General features: G+C 32.5%; 16 protein-coding genes and 1 pseudogene. 13 read left to right on the top strand and 4 right to left on the bottom strand.

The window, feature by feature from the left end; genetic code table 11:
- The first annotated feature begins 3 nt into the window (after positions 1-3).
- From EQ827_RS00240 to EQ827_RS00230, 3 genes are all read left to right on the top strand, one after another.
- A complete protein-coding gene (locus EQ827_RS00240; protein WP_181188981.1) occupies positions 4-210 on the top strand; it encodes a helix-turn-helix transcriptional regulator in 207 nt (68 codons plus the stop codon).
- A complete protein-coding gene (locus EQ827_RS00235) occupies positions 197-727 on the top strand; it encodes a DUF3278 domain-containing protein (RefSeq protein ID WP_181188980.1) in 531 nt (176 codons plus the stop codon). Before EQ827_RS00240 ends, EQ827_RS00235 begins: the two co-directional genes overlap by 14 nt.
- 90 nt (positions 728-817) lie before the next feature.
- Positions 818-1,042 carry a hypothetical protein gene (locus EQ827_RS00230; RefSeq protein ID WP_181188979.1) on the top strand — a complete coding sequence of 75 codons (225 nt, stop codon included), beginning with the start codon at positions 818-820 and terminating at the stop codon, positions 1,040-1,042.
- A gap of 259 nt (positions 1,043-1,301) precedes the next feature.
- Here the strand turns inward: EQ827_RS00230 and EQ827_RS00225 are convergent, their stop codons facing one another.
- On the bottom strand, positions 1,302-2,528 hold the full coding sequence (locus EQ827_RS00225; protein ID WP_181188978.1) for a CPBP family intramembrane glutamic endopeptidase: 1,227 nt from the start codon (positions 2,526-2,528) through the stop codon (positions 1,302-1,304).
- A 103-nt stretch (positions 2,529-2,631) separates the two neighbouring features.
- Positions 2,632-2,835 carry a hypothetical protein gene (locus tag EQ827_RS00220; protein WP_181188977.1) on the bottom strand — a complete coding sequence of 68 codons (204 nt, stop codon included), beginning with the start codon at positions 2,833-2,835 and terminating at the stop codon, positions 2,632-2,634.
- Between the two features lie 230 nt (positions 2,836-3,065).
- On the opposite strand from EQ827_RS00220, the gene lepB reads away from it, so the two are divergent.
- Entirely contained in the window at positions 3,066-3,776 is a 711-nt protein-coding gene (gene lepB / locus EQ827_RS00215; RefSeq protein ID WP_181188976.1) for a signal peptidase I, read from the top strand.
- A gap of 467 nt (positions 3,777-4,243) precedes the next feature.
- Here the strand turns inward: lepB and EQ827_RS00210 are convergent, their stop codons facing one another.
- Entirely contained in the window at positions 4,244-4,636 is a 393-nt protein-coding gene (locus EQ827_RS00210; RefSeq protein WP_181188975.1) for a helix-turn-helix domain-containing protein, read from the bottom strand.
- 471 nt (positions 4,637-5,107) lie between these two features.
- Here EQ827_RS00210 and EQ827_RS00205 point away from each other — a divergent pair, with 471 nt between their 5' ends.
- The 6 genes from EQ827_RS00205 to EQ827_RS00180 all read left to right on the top strand — a co-directional run bounded on the left by EQ827_RS00205 (position 5,108) and on the right by EQ827_RS00180 (position 13,415).
- Positions 5,108-6,631, top strand: coding sequence for an SLAP domain-containing protein (locus tag EQ827_RS00205; protein WP_181188974.1), 1,524 nt, complete (start codon positions 5,108-5,110; stop codon positions 6,629-6,631).
- Between the two features lie 341 nt (positions 6,632-6,972).
- Positions 6,973-8,052: an acyltransferase family protein gene (locus EQ827_RS00200; protein WP_181188973.1), complete on the top strand. Its 1,080-nt coding sequence runs from the start codon at positions 6,973-6,975 to the stop codon at positions 8,050-8,052.
- Between the two features lie 96 nt (positions 8,053-8,148).
- Entirely contained in the window at positions 8,149-9,162 is a 1,014-nt protein-coding gene (locus EQ827_RS00195) for a lipoate--protein ligase (RefSeq protein ID WP_181188972.1), read from the top strand.
- A 91-nt stretch (positions 9,163-9,253) separates the two neighbouring features.
- A complete protein-coding gene (locus EQ827_RS00190; RefSeq protein WP_181188971.1) occupies positions 9,254-10,249 on the top strand; it encodes a LacI family DNA-binding transcriptional regulator in 996 nt (331 codons plus the stop codon).
- Positions 10,250-10,360: 111 nt separating this feature from the next.
- Positions 10,361-11,716 carry an SLC45 family MFS transporter gene (locus tag EQ827_RS00185; protein ID WP_181188970.1) on the top strand — a complete coding sequence of 452 codons (1,356 nt, stop codon included), beginning with the start codon at positions 10,361-10,363 and terminating at the stop codon, positions 11,714-11,716.
- A 22-nt stretch (positions 11,717-11,738) separates the two neighbouring features.
- Positions 11,739-13,415, top strand: a complete 1,677-nt coding sequence (locus EQ827_RS00180) for a glycoside hydrolase family 13 protein (protein WP_181188969.1) — start codon at positions 11,739-11,741, stop codon at positions 13,413-13,415.
- 139 nt (positions 13,416-13,554) lie between these two features.
- On the opposite strand, the pseudogene EQ827_RS00175 reads toward EQ827_RS00180, so the two are convergent.
- Positions 13,555-14,131, bottom strand: a pseudogene (locus EQ827_RS00175) (DNA-methyltransferase); the annotation flags it as partial.
- Positions 14,132-14,269: 138 nt separating this feature from the next.
- Here EQ827_RS00175 and EQ827_RS00170 point away from each other — a divergent pair.
- The 3 genes from EQ827_RS00170 to EQ827_RS00160 are packed head-to-tail and all read left to right on the top strand — an operon-like array spanning position 14,270 to position 16,822.
- Complete coding sequence (locus EQ827_RS00170) at positions 14,270-15,106, top strand: DNA adenine methylase (protein WP_181188968.1); 837 nt, start codon at positions 14,270-14,272, stop codon at positions 15,104-15,106.
- 7 nt (positions 15,107-15,113) lie between these two features.
- Positions 15,114-15,881: a DNA-methyltransferase gene (locus tag EQ827_RS00165; protein ID WP_181188966.1), complete on the top strand. Its 768-nt coding sequence runs from the start codon at positions 15,114-15,116 to the stop codon at positions 15,879-15,881.
- The gene (locus EQ827_RS00160) at positions 15,878-16,822 is read left to right on the top strand and encodes a type II restriction endonuclease (RefSeq protein ID WP_181188963.1); all 945 of its coding nucleotides are present in this window, start codon (positions 15,878-15,880) and stop codon (positions 16,820-16,822) included. The genes EQ827_RS00165 and EQ827_RS00160 overlap by 4 nt, the downstream gene beginning before the upstream one ends.
- Positions 16,823-16,867: the final 45 nt, after the last annotated feature.

The raw sequence follows: 16,867 nt of genomic DNA, 5'->3' as shown, positions 1-16,867 counted from the left end.
TTCATGAATAACGTCCGTTATTATCGTAAAAAATTAGGGCTTTCACAATTAGCCTTGGCTGATAAAATTGGCGTGTCGCGGCAAACAGTCAACATGATTGAAAATGATAAGTATAATCCCACACTGGAGCTGTGCCTCCATTTAGCACAGGCTTTGTCTACGGATTTAAATGCCTTATTTTGGGAGGAGAAAAAAGATGAAAATGAGTAAAAGAGATTGGATAGTTAAACAAGTTTATGATATTTATGGTCCTTTGGATGAACAAAGGCGACAAAAAGTTGATCAGGTGGGAAATAATTCTTTTTTATTTTTATATATTTACTTCAACATAGCATCTTTTATTGCTTTAGTTATGGGGGATCGATATTCTAATGATCTATTAATTATTTTTTCGTTTTTAAACTTATTAGTGGGATTTGTAATTAGTACCTATTTAGATTTTACAATTAATTCAAATAATTTGTCTAATTTAGAAGTTAATACACGACAAGCTCAACAATTAAAACTCCATAATCGTCGTCGAGGCATTCTTTATATTCTGGAATATAGTATTGAGTTTTATTTAATAATTGCTTTTGTTGCTCTAGGTGTCAATGTGCCGTTATTAAAATCTTTAACAGATTTTAAAAACATTATATTTGCTGTTGTCTATGGAATTATTTTTGGGCTTTATAAAGTTTATCGCAAAAATAAAAAAATTATTCCCGTGGAAGATGATGAACAATAATGCTCTAAAGAAGGTCCGTTTATAATACAAAAGCTTAAAGATAACTAAATTGAAAAAATATTGACGTGATTACTCATTGAGTATCTTGTTATGATAATTTACCTTTTATTATTATCAGGGCTAATATGGCAGTTTCCTTGGTTTAAAAATTTAGAGATGCTTTGGCTGGCAATTATGTTTTTTGAATTAGCAGTCTTTCAAAAGATTCGTTGGCGCCCACAGCGTTTAAAATTACAACAATTAGCTCAACAAAATCCTAAGGCTTTAAGCAACAATTGCTTAAAGATTAAATATCATATACAAGCTATTATATAGGGTAACTATGAAATTCGAGGGAAGTAGTCCTACCAATTAGAAGCGGCGTAAATGAGTACTTAAGCTGCAAAAATTTGTAAAATAAAAGAGTTGACGACGACACATCAACTCTGAATCATATTTGAAAATATTGGAGTCGCCCTAATTTTAACGGGACGACTTATTTTTTATTAAATTTCAGTCAGAAGTTTAGTAAACGGAATTATTATTACTAAAGTTTCAGATAATATCACTTAAACAGAGGCAGCTACTGTATCTATTATATTAATTCTGGGAAATTTTCTTTAATAGTTTCGCGACGTTTACCACTCAATAAAAAGAGAGCTACACCAAGAAAAATTATTGAAGTTGCAGCCAGCCCCCACCAATCAAAAGTTGTTGGCTGAGACATAGTTATTTGACCACTAGACATGAAAGACAAAATATCCCAAAATATATGAAATAGTATCGGCCACCAAAAGGCTTGCGTATACAGATAAATAGCGGCAAAAACAACCCCTATAGCGAAAGCGGCAATAGCCTGCTGGAGCGTTGCTGCCAAGCTTTGTGTCCCTAAGTTGGTGAAATGAACTATCCCAAACAGTAAAGAACTACCGATAATTGCTTCATCTAACTGAAATAAATGATTGCGACAAGCTTGTAATAGTAAATAAAGCAAAACAAACCGACAGGCCCACTCTTCTAAAAGTCCTGCTTCAACACCACTTAAAATTAGTTGCAGCGAAGTCGAACGAATTGTAAAGTCAAATTTGGTGAAAATTTCTCTCCAGTTATTAGCTGCGCTAAAGCTATTAAATAAAATAGTAAGAACAGAAAAAATAGCTAAAAATATTAAGACTGATTTTTGCCCATTGGCTGTCCAAGAAAATTTGGGTAAAGAAAAGCCCCAGATGTGCATTATTACTGCCATTAAGATTGCAAAACTGACGGCTGGTATCACGCCACTGTGATTAATTGCTAATAAAACTTTAGCAAATACTTTTTGTTCTGTTAAGGGCATACCAATGAGTAACAAGGCACTCCCTAACGTCATTAACAAACGGCCTAATAAAGATTGGATTCTGGCTAGGGCTAAGACACCCACAGGCAAGTACATAATGAGACTATATAAGAAGATAATTATTAAAATGATATTATTGATAGGAATATTTTGACTTGGCAATAAAACTGTTAGCATATTAATAAGTATCGGTAAAAATAGTAATTGCCCAATCATCTGCAAGTAATGATTGAATTGACGGCCTCGACGCTGCCAAGACCGCAGTTTTTGAAGATGATCTTCTTGGGGACTCAATAAAAGAATGCCTGGTAAAATAACAATTATTAACAGCAAGCAAATTAGTAAAAATACCCCTAGTGGTGTAGTAGTCCAACTCACGCCTAAAAGCCGCCGCATTAACATAATTCCTACAATAAGCAACTCAAGAAAATATTGTCCTAAAAACCACCTTTTAATAAAAGTTTGGTCTAACTTTTGTTTTAGCATATTTATGCTCCTCACCACAAAATAACAAGTCTAATTTACAGTAGTTAAGAAGCTTTGACAAGCCAGGGTCATATTTCCCGGGGAATATACTTCTAAAAAGTACTTATTTAGGGCTGGAGTTTTTACTCAGTAAGACCTTAGTTGTATAAATAATTGCAATTAATGACAAAATTAACCACCAGCTATCAATACGCCAATGATAATGTAACATTTTAAATAGTTCTAATAATGTCGCGCGTAGTAAAACCAGCCAGCAGATAGCGATATAAAATTTAGTTTTTTTTGATTGGTTTTTTGAAGATTTCATTGAGATAACCTCTTTTTTTTAGATTAATTTTTAATATATGTTTTTATAAGTTTGATGTCAATCTTCTTTTTGCAGGCATACAAAGGCTGCATTAATAATATTAGTATGGGTACATAATTATTTAAACACTCGCAATTTAAGTAAAATATGATAGAGAAAATTATTGAAGTATTATACTATCTGTATTATATGTACATAACGTTTGTTTAATTAAAAGGGAAATTGTATAAATGACAAAAATAAAAATTAAAAGAGCTTTATGGTTTTTAACTATTTTATGGTTCTTAATTCTGCTAAGTTTTGTAATGATTTTTTCGCCAACCAAAATCCAGGGTAATTCAATGGAAAACACATATAAAAATCAACAAATTTTATGGGGACTCAATTATAAGCTTAAAAATCCGCTTGATAATAACTATTTTGGAACTAATCTTTTTTCGATTCATCGTAATGACGTATTAGTTATAAATAGCAAAAAGTTTGAAAATATGGAAAAAAGACAAAATGGGCTAGCTGATCCCTTAATTAAACGAGTTATTGCTTTGCCTGGAGAAACTTTAGCAATTAAAAATCATGCTGTTTTTATTAATGATAGACCACTTCATGAAATTTATATTTCAAAAAATAATTTCATTGATAATGTTAATGGAAAAAAAGTCAGTCATAAAAATTATCCATATTTTATTAAAGAAAGAATGTTTCGCAATAATACACCCAATAATAAAAATATTATTGTTAAACTATCAAATAATAATTTTTTTGCCATGGGAGATAATCGCAACTATTCTTGGGATTCTCGGGTATATGGATCGTTTAATATTCATGATGAAGTACAATCTAAAATCATTAATGTCGGTATCCCTATTATGGCTGTTAAAACTATATTAATCCAAGTTCTTGTTATCCTTACTATAGCAATTTTTATTCTTGAGTTAAGTTGAAATCTAGTTGATTTAAGCATAGGAAGTTGCTTGTACAAAATCTTCCTTTTAAATTAAATAAAAAATAGCCGCAAAATCAATAGTTTGATTTTACGGCTATTTTTATGTAGCACAGAGAATTTTTATCTTTAAGTTACTGCAATTGTAGAAAGTAACGTAATTATAGTATGAGTTAACAATTTTAAAACATGTAAATTCCTATATTATCAGATTAAGCTCAATTATGCCATTTGCTTAATTAAAATTTTTCTTTAAACATTATCTTTTCATTTGGCTATGCAATTAAAGATAACATGTTTTGTAAAATGTTAAAAGTCTTAATTAAACAAGTGCCCGAAAATTCAAGAAAGTGGTAGATACCAAAGAACTATTTTGAACTTTTAAATTTTACTAGCAAAAAATAGAACAACCATGGATTACTTATTTAGCATAGGATAACCAGCAACTTTTTAGCAATCACTAATAGCTTATTTTTGTTTATCCTTATCATTTTGATTAAGTTGAATTACCAGATGTAAAGCTGTTTGTAATCGCGCTACTTGAGGTTGGGTAGCAGGCTGATTCCAAAATTTAAAATCATCTTCTTTTTCAATTGCTTCTAATAATTCTTCAATAATTATTCCTAAATCATTAGTAGTTGTTGAGTTAAGGGGATTTTTGTTTGGTGTTAATCCTAATAGATAATCACTAGATACTTTAAAAAAATTTGCTATTTTAATAATCATGGCGATATCAGGTGTTCGATCGCCGCGTTCCCACATTGAGACCGTTGATTTAGTAATATTAAGTCTTCTTCCCAGTTCATATTGAGTTAGGTTATGCGCTTGGCGCAATTCTTTGATACGTTGTCCAATGGTCATTAACAGACCCCCTCAATGATTATAAATTGACTGAAAGAAGGAGTATACCTAGTTCACAAATCGTGTTGACATCCCCGGAATTTTAGCATATTATGTACACGTAACGTGTACTTTGGCTGGGTAAAGCTTTCTTCCTAAGTAGATGTTTTAATACTTAAGATTTTAATTTTTTGATAAAAATATCTCTTGATGATGTTTTTATATAAAATAACGCTACTGCTATTAAGGGGGTTGTTTCTAAAATAAAAAATATTTGTGAAATTTTACTACCATTATTTTTAATAGCAATCCAACTTTTCAATATTACAAAAGATTTTAATAATTTCCAAAGTGAAACTTGAATATTATTCTGCCATAACCTCACAATTCACTATATAAGAAATGTGATTATAGTAAGATAAACAAATCTTTAACTATAATTCCACATAATTGACAGCTGAAATAATTAAAATTAGAAAGGATATAATTATTATGAATAAAAAAATTTTAGGCTTATGTGCAGCGACATTATTATTAATTGGCGGTGGAACAGTAGGATTAGCGCAACATACCATCACTCCCCAGGCTTATTGGACCGCTGATGGCGTTTGGCATGATATGAATGAAGCCAATTGGCAAAACATTCATCCTCGTTTAACAGTAAGTACAGGAGCAACAAATGAGGAAGTAATGCAACAGTATTTAGCTAAATATGGTTCTTTACCAACAGTTATAAGTGCCTCGGGTATTACGGGCACAGTAAGCTATGTTTTTGGCGCTCAAGATGGTAATGGTAAAAATACAGTAATTCAATGGTATGCTACCTATCCAAATGGTAATAGAGCCCCTGGACCAAAGACCACATTAGAAAGGCAACCACAACGTCCAACCGTTAATACTCCTTCAGATATGCTCTTAACTACTCAAGTAGGACAACCTCTCACGGAGCAACAAGTCTTAGCTGGAATTTCGGCACATAGTAATAACGGGACTGACAGTGAAGAAAATTTACGAGTATTTGTTCAAGATTTAAATACTGTTAATTGGAATGCTGCTGGTTATTATACAGTTCATATTGAAGCCAAAGATCGGTATAATGCACCAACAGTTGTAATACGAACAATTAGAGTAGAGGGGAATAACCAGGTTACTCCTCCAAATTCTAACCAACCTGTTACACCCGTAACACCACCAAATAATTCACAGCCAAATACTCCAACACCATCACAACCCAATACTCCTAATACACCAAATCACGAAGAAAATCATCCAGTAGCCCCAAGTCATAATGAAACTTCTGCAAATACAGGTAATGGAAGTAGCAGTGTTGAAAATTCCGGCATTAGTATTAATGATATCATTACTGTAACTAATGCCCATGGGGCTCCTGTATATCATATTCAAGGAGACTCTGTTACAACAACTGGCAGGGTATTAGCACCAAATTCACCTTGGGCAACTAATCGAAAGAAAGTTGTCAATGGGAACACTTACTATCAAGTTTCATCGACAGAATGGATTACAAGTAGTGATGGTCAACTAAAAAGTAATGAGACTCAACGACCAGTTAACCCAGCTCTTCCTGATAATAGTCCAACTACGACTATTAGTGGTGTCGTAACAGTAGCTTTAGGTAGTGGTACTTCAGTATATAATATTAATGGAGATTCTGTTTCTAAATCAGGGAGAATTTTGGCTAATAATACCGCTTGGAAAATAGATCAAAAGAAAAATATTAATGGAATCAACTATTATAAAGTTTCAACTAATGAATGGGTAAAATCTAGTGATGTGAACCTATCAGGAATTGAAATAGGTAATAGAGTGGCTACAATAAATAAATCAAATGGAGCCTACGTTTATTCGCTTAATGGAGATTCAATGGCTCTAACAGGTAGGGTATTGGCAAATCATACACCATGGTTGACCAAACAAGAGATTTTAATAAATGGAACAAGTTATTATCAAGTTTCAACTAATGAATGGATTATTACGAATGATGCGACTTTAAATTAATTTTTAAATACCAAATAAAAAGGACAACTTCGATAGCTGTCCTTTTTATTTGCAGTAAATATCAAGAAGTGATAATTTAATTTTTCCATCATGACTGTATTCACAGCTAGTAAGGCTTTAATAAATGTACAAATGGGAATTATTTTAGCTTTGAAAGCTTTCATTAGTGCGTTTTCGGGGCTTGATTTCGTTATTAATTCTTTTAAAGAAACTTGGCTATCTTGAGTTATAATTGTTGCAATAAGGAATATTAGATTTTTAGTTTGCTTTAATAATAGTATTGGCTAACAGCAACTGGCAATAAGAGGCTGAAATAATAAAAATGAAAGTTGACAGCAAAAATGAAATCTACAACTAATAATGCTGACATCGGCGATTATCTGAAAGTTTTTGCGTGTACGGCGGTTATTTTACAGACAATTTTAAGCCTGGCGCTTAGTACTCAACCTAGTCGCAGTAACCAAGTTATTATTGGTTATCTTTATAATTTGGTCAAATTTACAGCACCGGCATTTATTTTTGGAATTTTGTATACTACCACTAGAATCACTTTTCAATCTGCGGTTCCTTGGACTTATCGACAATACTTACATAATGCTTGGTCAAGCTTATTTTTGCCGAGTATTATCTGGACACTAATATATTTATTCGTCTGGCCTCAAGCCCAATTGGGGCGGCCCTATCATGATTGGTTTCATTTTTTATGGCAACTTATTAATGGTAATGCGGCACCCCACTTATGGTATAACACAATGATGTTGCAATTTATTATTTTGATGCCCTTGTTTTGGCGCCTGGCAAAGTGGGGCGGTTCATCACTAACCCGCGGACTTGGACTTATGTGTACAGCTTTGATTATTGCGGGGTTGTGGCTCTGGTTTTATGACAGCAATATTTTTCATGGTCCACATCAGCAAGATTGGTATTTATTAGATCGGTTATTTTTGAGCTTTTTACTTTATGGAATACTTGGTACTTTGGCCTGGCAAAATCGTCAATATTTTAATTATCTTGTTCAAAAATATTGGTGGTTAGCGTTTTTTGTCGGAATAGGATCTTTTATCTGGATTAATCAAGAATTATTAGCATTCGGCTGGCCATTACTATTAGCGAATGCACCATATTATAAACCTTCCATGATGATTTATAATTTAGCTGTGATTGCCTTAATTGCGAAGGTGGCTTTAACATGTAGCCGGCAACCAAGCACAATTACAAACTGGGTGCACAGGGGAGCTGATTTGGCTTATAAGGCTTATTTGTCTAATTTTTTTTGGGCCCAATTATTATGGCAAACATTTGGAAAAAAGTTTTTAGCTAATGAATTTTGGTGGGGAATATTAATAATTTATGGTTTGACTTGGATTTTAGCCTTTATTTCAGCCTGGATCTTTGAAAAAATACTCCAACGATTTTTCTAATTATTGTTAATTTATTAACAAGTGTGGAGGTTTGTTAATAAATCGAAGTAAGTTATACTAACTATTGGTAACGCTTTATTAAAGGGGGAGAATTTTTTGTATTATTTTATCATGCCTTCACGCGATATTAGAGATAATTTAGCTACGGAACAATACCTGACTGAGTCCAAAGACTTCGATGCACCCTTGGTTCTTTTCTATATTCAAAAGCCTTGTATCATTGTCGGGCGCAATCAAAATACTGTGGAAGAATTGAATAATGAATATGTGCGGGCGCATAATATTACTGTGACCCGTCGAGTTTCTGGCGGTGGTGGTATTTATGATGATCTAGGTAATTTGTGTTTTAGCTTTGTGATTGATGCCCATAATGAGCAATTCGGTAATTTTCAACAAATTGTTCAACCAATAGTGTCTGCTTTGCACCGTCTTGGAGCTACGGAAGCTAAGGTTTCTGGGCGCAATGATATCACTATTAATGGGAAGAAATTTTCTGGAAATGCCATGTATACTAAAAACGGTAAGACTTTCTCCCATGGCACCTTATCTTATAATGTGGATTTAGATGTTTTGTCTAAGGCTTTACGTGTACCAAAGGACAAAATTCAATCTAAGGGTATTAAGTCGATTCGGAGTCGAGTGACTAATATTCGTCCATATCTTGATTTAAAATATCAGAATTTGACAACAGAACAATTTCGTGACGTTTTATTATTGAGCTTGTTCCAAGCACAGAGTTTAGATGAAATTAAAGATCATGAATATCAACTTACAGTAGCTGACCAAGCGGCCATTGACGCATTAAAGACCAAATATTATTACAATTGGGATTGGGTGTATGGTAAATCACCTGAATTCACCGTGCAAAAGCGGCACCATTTTGCAATGGGAACAATTGATGCCCGTATACGGGTAGAACATGGTAAAATTACTGCAATACGATTTTATGGAGATTTCTTTGGTACCGAAGATGTTAGCCAATTGGAACAAAAGTTAATGGGTGTAAACTATGATTATCAAGCTCTACAAGAAATTTTTAACAGCAATGATTTGAATCAATATTTTACTGGTATTAAAGCGAAGGAAGTTTTGGATTTGTTAGCACCATAAGAGCTGCCATAATTGTCTGGCTTGTTCGCAAAGTCGGGCTTTTTTAGTATAATATTAACTAATAATTCTATGGGCATATAAGGGGGCAGTGATGCCAAGGATAACAATTAAAGATATAGCTAAAATTACTAATGTATCAATTGCCACTGTATCGAGAGTTTTAAATAATAAGGGTTCTTATTCAAAAGCAACTGAAAAATTGGTTTTACAAACTGCTAAGGAATTAGGCTACCATCGCAATACTTCTGCTGTTGAGTTGGTTACTCAAAAAAGTAATAGTTTAGCAGTAATTACTACGGCTAGTGATACTAATTTTAAAGATCAAATATTAGCCGGCATCCAAGAAGAGGCTTTGAAATTAGATATTAATGTTATCATTGTATCTGCAGGTAGGGATAATGCGTATTTACAAAAAAGAGCTCTAGAAACTGTTTTACAAAGACCAGTTATGGGAATAATCATTGTATCTGTTGAATTTACTAAGAATAATTTATGTCATTTGCAACAATCTAAAATTCCCTATATATTTTTGTCGTTATCATTTAATAATCGAAGTATACCTTTTATATCTTCTGATGATTATGCTATCGGTTATCAAGCAACTAGATTTTTATATGAACATGGTTATCGTCGAATAGGCTTAACAGGTATTAGGCTTGATTCTTTTATTGCACGACAAAGAATAGATGGTTATCTAACAGCTCTTAAAGATTGCCAATTGGATTTTCGTTCTGATTGGTTGCAAGAGAATGATTTTACTTATGAAGCCGGTCAGTCTGCGTTAAATAAATATCATGAATTAAATAATGTAGATGCAATTATTGCTGCAAGTGATGTCACTGCGATAGGAATTTTAAATAAAGCAGAAGATTTAAAAATTAAAGTTCCACAACAAATTGCACTCTTAAGTATTGATGGTACTGATTTGTGTAAAATAGTCAGACCAAAATTAAGTAGTGTTACACAAGCTTTTTTTAAAATGGGTGTTGATGGAGTAAGGTTTATAAATTCTACAATATTAACTAACCTACAAAATGTACAAAATAATTTTGTGCCATTTAAAATAATGGAACGTCAATCAACATAATTTTAAAGCCCTAAAGGCTTTTTTTAAAATTTATGATAGTAAACGTTTAACCTCTGTGATATAATCATTTATGTTAAACGTTTACTATGTTGAATTGAAAGGAAGATAGGAATGAATAAAAGTAGTTCTGGACAAGAGTTGAAGGATAATGAAGCTAATTTGCCAACTCTAAAATTATCAACTATTTTTGCAATGACATTTGGTTTTTTTGGCGTTAATATGGCTTTTTCTCTTCAATCTTCACAAATGGGTCGTATTTTTCAAACAATTGGATCAGATCCTACTAAGTTAGGTTTCTTTTTCATATTTCCACCATTAGCGGGAATGATCGTTCAGCCGCTAGTTGGAAAATATTCTGATATTACATGGAATAAATTTGGAAGAAGGATGCCATATCTTTTATTTGGCGCTCCAATTGCTGCATTAGTCATGGTTCTTTTGCCCAATGTAGGTTCGTTTGGATTAGGATATGCATCTTTAGGAGCTCTTATTTTTGGAGCTATAACTATATTGTTTATGGATCTCTCATCCAATGTTTGTATGCAGCCTTTTAAAATGATTGTAGGTGATATGGTAAATGAAGATCAAAAAGATTTAGCCTGGTCTTGGCAACAATCGTTTTCAAATTTAGGAGGAGTTTTAGCAACTATACTACCTTTTGTATTGACATTATTAGGAGTTGCAAATGTTGCTCCAAAAGGAGAAGTTCCCTTTTCAGTTAAATTAACTTTTTATATTGGTGCAGCAATTTTACTTATAACATCATTTTGGACAATATTTTCAGTTCATGAATATAACCCTGCTGATTATGCGAAATATCACCATATTAAAGAGCATGACTTATCGAAGCAAGTTAGTTTATGGAAACTAGTTAAGACTGCTCCTAGAGCTTTTTGGGAAGTATCTTTGGTACAATTATTCGATTGGTTTGCTTTTCAGTATTTATGGACCTATAGTACGGGAGCAATCGCACAAAATGTTTGGCACACTAGTGATCCGTCTTCTGCTGGTTATCAGGCTGCCGGCAATTGGTTCGGTATTTTATCTTGTGTAGAATCTTTGGCAGCAGTAATTTGGGGCTTTTTAGTTTTATCCAAAACAAAACCCTCACAAAGAAAGCTATGGTTTAAAATTGGTTTAGTTATTGGTGGTATAGGATTTATCTGGACTGCTTTTATTCATGATCAATATTTACTTATAATACCTTTTATTCTTATTGGTATTAGCTATTTGACTATGCAGACGGAAGCTTTTTCATTATTTACTGAATCTTTGAATGGGCAAAATGAAGGCGCTTATTTAGGATTGTTTAATTGCGGTATATGTCTGCCGCAAATTATAGCATCTCTTTTAAGTTTTGCTATTTTTCCAATGTTGCATAATTCAATGCCTAATATGTTGATTGTAGGTGGAATTGCTATGTTATTAGGGGCTGTAGTAGTTAACGTAATTCATTCTAATTATTAAAATAATTTGGAGGTTAATTGTTATGAAACAAAGTAATTGGTGGAAAAATGCAGTTGTTTATCAAATATACCCTCGTAGTTTTCAAGATAGTAATAATGATGGTATTGGTGATCTTCAAGGTATTAAAGATAGAATTCCGTATTTAAAAAAATTGGGAGTTGATGTTATTTGGCTCAATCCGATTTATGATTCACCAGATCAAGATAATGGATATGATATAAGTGATTATCGGAATATTGCTAGCAAATATGGTAGTTTAAAAGATTTTAAACAACTATTAAATACCTTGCATGAACAAAATATGAAGTTAGTTATGGATTTGGTTGTTAATCATACTTCAGATCAGCATGACTGGTTTAAAGCCAGCCGTAAATCTCGCTCTAATAAATATTCTGATTATTATATTTGGCGAGATCCTGTAAATGGGCATGAACCTAATAACTGGGGTTCTTCGTTTGGCGGTTCAGCATGGACATATGTTCCAGAAAGAAAACAGTATTATTTGCATTTGTTTGCTGAAGGCCAGCCAGATTTAAATTGGGAAAATCCTCAAGTACGTCAAAGCGTTTATGAGATAATGCGTTATTGGTTAGATATGGGAATTGATGGTTACCGTATGGATGTTATCAATTTTATTTCTAAGCCTGAAGGACTACCAGATTATCCATGCGTTCCTGGTGCTAAATATAGTAATTCTCAGGCGGCTGTTGCAGATGGTCCTCGTTTGAATGAATTTTTACAAGAAATGAATCGCGAAGTTTTATCGAAGTATGACATTATGACCGTTGGTGAAATGCCTAATGTAACTCCAGAGGATGCTATTAATTATACTGGATTAGATCGTAAAGAATTAAATATGGTTTTCCAATTTGAACATGTCTCATTGGGTGCTAATCCAGATCCACGATTTGGTCAATGGAATGATGAACCAATTAATTTAGTCGAATTAAAGCAGGTTCTTTCGAAATGGCAGAATAAATTAAATGGTAAAGCTTGGAATAGCCTGTATTGGAATAATCATGATAGACCGCGTGCAGTTTCTCATTTTGCGAATGATGATCCTAAATATCGAATAAATGCCGCAAAAATGTTGGGAACTACTTTGCATATGATGCAAGGCACCCCTTATATTTATGAGGGAGAAGAAATTGGTATGACAAATGCTCATCTAACTTCAATTGACCAATATGAAGACATTGAATCGTTAAATATTTATCATGATTTAGTAGAAAAAGAAGCTATAACAGATTCACAAACTATGTTGAAATATCTTGCAAGTATTTCACGTGACAATGCAAGAACTCCAATGCAATGGGATGATAGTAATAATGCTGGTTTTACTGAGGGGACACCTTGGTATCGATTGAATGATAATTATCCTACTATCAATGTAAAACAAGCTTTAAGTGATAAGGAATCTGTATTTTATCATTATCAAAAATTGGTTGAATTACGTCATCAATATGAAATTATCCGCTTAGGTTCCTATAATTTATTAGATCCACAAGATGAAGAAGTTTTTGCTTATGAACGAATTTACAATAATCAAAAATTATTAGTTATTAGTAATTTTACTGATAGTAAATTACAACGCGAGTATAACGAGGAGCTAAAGGGTCATTTGTTAATTAGTAATTACAAGGATGATCTGGGTATGACTTTACGTCCATATGAAAGTAAGGTATATTTATTAGACTAATAGGTAAGTTGCTTTAATATTTGATTAGCATAGCACTAAATATAAGCAAAATTTCATAAAATAAGTACTCTGCAGGAATGAAGTGCCTCATAATTGTTAGACAAATACTAACGTTTGTGAGGCACTTTTTATGACCAAATATTCTCTGGAATTGAAAATTAAGATATTCTTTCTCTTGATCAATACCAATAAAATTCCTTCCTAATTTTTTGGCAACTACGCCAGTAGTTCCTGAATCAATAAAGGGATCCAAAACATAAGCATTAGGATTTGTAGAAGCTAAAATAATTTTATACAATAAATGTTCTGGCTTTGGAGTCGGGTGGTAACCATATTGTTTTTCGACTGTAGTGACAGCAGATCCATTCCAAACGTCGGTCATTGGTCGATTGTGATTTAGAACACGCATTTGTTGTTAATTAAAGCACTGCTTTGTGGCTGTCTTTTTACGTGCCCATAATATAGTTTCAGTAGAATGGGCAAAATTTTTTGAATAATTTAATCCAACATAAGTTGAAAGTATGATGTTCAGCAAAAGAATTAACATGATCCCATTTCCCTTTATTGACGCTAACCATTCGACCGCCAGAATTAGTGATTCCACTATTGATTAAAAAGTAAGGTGTCTCAGCAAAGATTAGATCCATAGTTTGGGATTTCATATGCGATAAAAATTCAAAAATATCATGTAAAATAAGAGTGGAATGTTGATCCATATAGTAAGGTTTTAAATACAATTTAATCACCAGCTTAAAGTAATAATTACAGAAACGCTACTAAAAAGTTTTTAGAACAAAATATTTGGTATATTTGATGATATTATATTAACTAGAAGTTTAATAAAGGGGATTTTGATGATAATTGCAAATAATTTAAAGCCTGTTACTAAGTGGGTAGGAGGTAAAAGACAACTAGTGTCCAAATTAATTGAGCATTTACCTCAAGATTTTAATTCTTATTTTGAACCATTTATTGGTGGTGGCGCATTATTGTTAGCTTTGGCTCCCCAAAAAGCAATTATAAATGATAATAATCAGGAATTAATAAATGTTTACCGGGTAATTAAGGATCATCCGCTGAGCTTATTGGCAGAATTACAAAAGCATCAGGATAATAACTCTAAGGAATACTATTTATATGTGAGAAATTGGGATCGCAGTGAAATTTGGCAGCAATTAACGCCCATCCAAAGGGCGGCACGTTTGTTATATATGCTGCGAGTAGATTTTAATGGCTTATATCGAGTAAACAAAAAAGGACAGTTTAATGTCCCTTATGGAAAATATAAAAACCCTAATATTGTAAATCGTGACGATATTTTACGTGTCAGTAATTATTTTCAGCAAGCTAATATACAAATTTTGTGTGGTGACTTCCAAAAAGCGGTCGCTTCTGCTCAAAAAAATGATTTAGTATATTTTGATCCTCCATATATTCCTTTAACATCGACTGCTAATTTTACTTCGTATACTAAAGATGATTTTACTTTAGAAGATCAAAAACGCCTTTGCCAAACATTCTTTGATCTTGCGCGGCGCGATGTAAAGGTTATGTTAAGTAATTCTGATACTGCTTTAACACGTTCTTTATATAAGAATGCCAATATTCATATAGTACAAGCTAGACGAGCTATTAATTCTAATGCCCAAAAACGTGGAAAGATTAATGAAGTAATTATTACTAGTTATTAGGTGAAGTATGAAAACAATTTATCAGGATGATTTAGCTACTTTAATTTATAGTGATACATTCGATTATTTAAAAAAATTAGCTTCCCAAACAATTGATTTGATTATTGTTGATCCACCATATTTTTTAAGCAATGGTGGAATCAGTAATTCTGGCGGCAAAATGGTTAGTGTCAATAAGGGTAAATGGGATCAGACAAAATCTCCTGAAGACTTTTATCGTCTGATGCTTCAAGAATTTTACCGAATATTAACTGCTAATGGTACCTTATGGTTATTTGGTACAATGCACAATATTTATACCCTAGGATATTTGTTACCTAAATATAATTTCAAATTACTAAATAATATTACTTGGCAAAAAACGAATCCTGCTCCCAATTTAGGTAGAAGAATGTTTACTCATTCAACTGAAACTATTTTGTGGGCCAAAAAAGAACAGGGAAAGCAAGTATTCAATTACAATTTAATGAGAAAGTTAAATAACCAGAAGCAAATGAAGGATGTGTGGCAAACATCAACTATTAGTCGTAGTGAAAAAAGGTTTGGCAAACATCCTACCCAAAAACCTCTTTCAATATTAATTAGAATGATTCAAGCCAGTGCTAATCAAAATATGACAATATTAGATCCTTTTGTTGGCAGTGGGACTACTATTGTTGCTAGTAAAATATTGGGAATTAAAAGTATTGGTGTTGATAATTCTTTAGAGTATTTAAAAATCGCACAACAACGTATTCAAGATTTTAAAAATGAAAAAGTAGGTAAAATTAAATGAATCTTGTCCAATATCTGCATATGAAAAATGACGATAAATTTGCGTATTTTTTAAAAACTCGTTTTATAACTAATAGAACACCGAAATATTGGGTAAATTGGGATAATGTGATGTCTAATATGCAAGAACATGAACTGAATCTAAATACCTTAAATTATTTAGTCGGCAAAGATAATATTAAAGAAATAGCGTATAAATTATTTCAACAACAGCCACAATTGTTGAAAAGCATCCCAATATTATTAGCTAGCAGGGATTTAAAAATGGACGTTTTGACTTTAGAAAAAGACAATAAAATGTCTACTTATACTGTTGATTTTTCTCATCCGGATTTGCATAAACTTAATCAATATTTAGATTTTATGGAAGAAACAGGTTTATTACATTTTTTGAGTAAGGGCTTAAAAGAGTCATTGGTTGATTATCTTTTGGGAGTTCAAGTAGGACTTGATACCAATGGCCGCAAGAATCGCAGTGGTGCTCAAAATGAATTGATTTTATCTAGAAATTTAAAAGCAATTACTAAATTTAATTCTAATTTAGAATTTATCACGCAAGCTACGGCTAAAAATATTGAAAGTCATTGGAGAATTAAAGTTCCAGAAATGTTGCAATCAGGAAAAAAAGGGGGACGCCGGTATGATGGCGCAGTTTATAATACGAAACAAGATTCAGTTACGATAATTGAAACTAATTTCTATGGCAGTGGAGGTTCTAAATTAAAAGCAGTAGCTGGTGAATTTATGAGTTTATATGAAACTAGCTTAAAGGATACGTCTAACGTTAAATTTGTATGGATTAGTGATGGGCCGGGATGGGATCAAGCAAAAAATCCCTTACGTGAAGCTTTTGATGTGATTCCTACAATAATAAATTTGCATATGGTAAAAAGTGGAATGTTAGAAGAAATTATCCTTGCAAATAAGATGATGATGCTGTGATAAAAATTATTTATTATTAACTTTTGTGACATTTTTGTAATTTCT

The sequence above is a fragment of the Bombilactobacillus bombi genome, from assembly GCF_013607485.1.
GTDB classification, from domain to species: domain Bacteria; phylum Bacillota; class Bacilli; order Lactobacillales; family Lactobacillaceae; genus Bombilactobacillus; species Bombilactobacillus bombi_A.
Note: the sequence above shows the minus strand (reverse complement) of the source record. Positions and strands in the feature narration are given on the sequence as shown.

What these genes read in the sequence shown, in the direction of transcription:
- EQ827_RS00240 (WP_181188981.1), top strand. Translation starts at nt 4, where the DNA reads ATGAATAACGTCCGTTATTATCGTAAAAAATTAGGGCTTTCACAATTA.
- EQ827_RS00235 (WP_181188980.1), top strand. Translation starts at nt 197, where the DNA reads ATGAAAATGAGTAAAAGAGATTGGATAGTTAAACAAGTTTATGATATT.
- EQ827_RS00230 (WP_181188979.1), top strand. Translation starts at nt 818, where the DNA reads ATGATAATTTACCTTTTATTATTATCAGGGCTAATATGGCAGTTTCCT.
- EQ827_RS00225 (WP_181188978.1), bottom strand. Translation starts at nt 2,528, where the DNA reads ATGCTAAAACAAAAGTTAGACCAAACTTTTATTAAAAGGTGGTTTTTA.
- EQ827_RS00220 (WP_181188977.1), bottom strand. Translation starts at nt 2,835, where the DNA reads ATGAAATCTTCAAAAAACCAATCAAAAAAAACTAAATTTTATATCGCT.
- lepB (WP_181188976.1), top strand. Translation starts at nt 3,066, where the DNA reads ATGACAAAAATAAAAATTAAAAGAGCTTTATGGTTTTTAACTATTTTA.
- EQ827_RS00210 (WP_181188975.1), bottom strand. Translation starts at nt 4,636, where the DNA reads ATGACCATTGGACAACGTATCAAAGAATTGCGCCAAGCGCATAACCTA.
- EQ827_RS00205 (WP_181188974.1), top strand. Translation starts at nt 5,108, where the DNA reads ATGAATAAAAAAATTTTAGGCTTATGTGCAGCGACATTATTATTAATT.
- EQ827_RS00200 (WP_181188973.1), top strand. Translation starts at nt 6,973, where the DNA reads ATGAAATCTACAACTAATAATGCTGACATCGGCGATTATCTGAAAGTT.
- EQ827_RS00190 (WP_181188971.1), top strand. Translation starts at nt 9,254, where the DNA reads ATGCCAAGGATAACAATTAAAGATATAGCTAAAATTACTAATGTATCA.
- EQ827_RS00185 (WP_181188970.1), top strand. Translation starts at nt 10,361, where the DNA reads ATGAATAAAAGTAGTTCTGGACAAGAGTTGAAGGATAATGAAGCTAAT.
- EQ827_RS00180 (WP_181188969.1), top strand. Translation starts at nt 11,739, where the DNA reads ATGAAACAAAGTAATTGGTGGAAAAATGCAGTTGTTTATCAAATATAC.
- EQ827_RS00170 (WP_181188968.1), top strand. Translation starts at nt 14,270, where the DNA reads ATGATAATTGCAAATAATTTAAAGCCTGTTACTAAGTGGGTAGGAGGT.
- EQ827_RS00165 (WP_181188966.1), top strand. Translation starts at nt 15,114, where the DNA reads ATGAAAACAATTTATCAGGATGATTTAGCTACTTTAATTTATAGTGAT.
- EQ827_RS00160 (WP_181188963.1), top strand. Translation starts at nt 15,878, where the DNA reads ATGAATCTTGTCCAATATCTGCATATGAAAAATGACGATAAATTTGCG.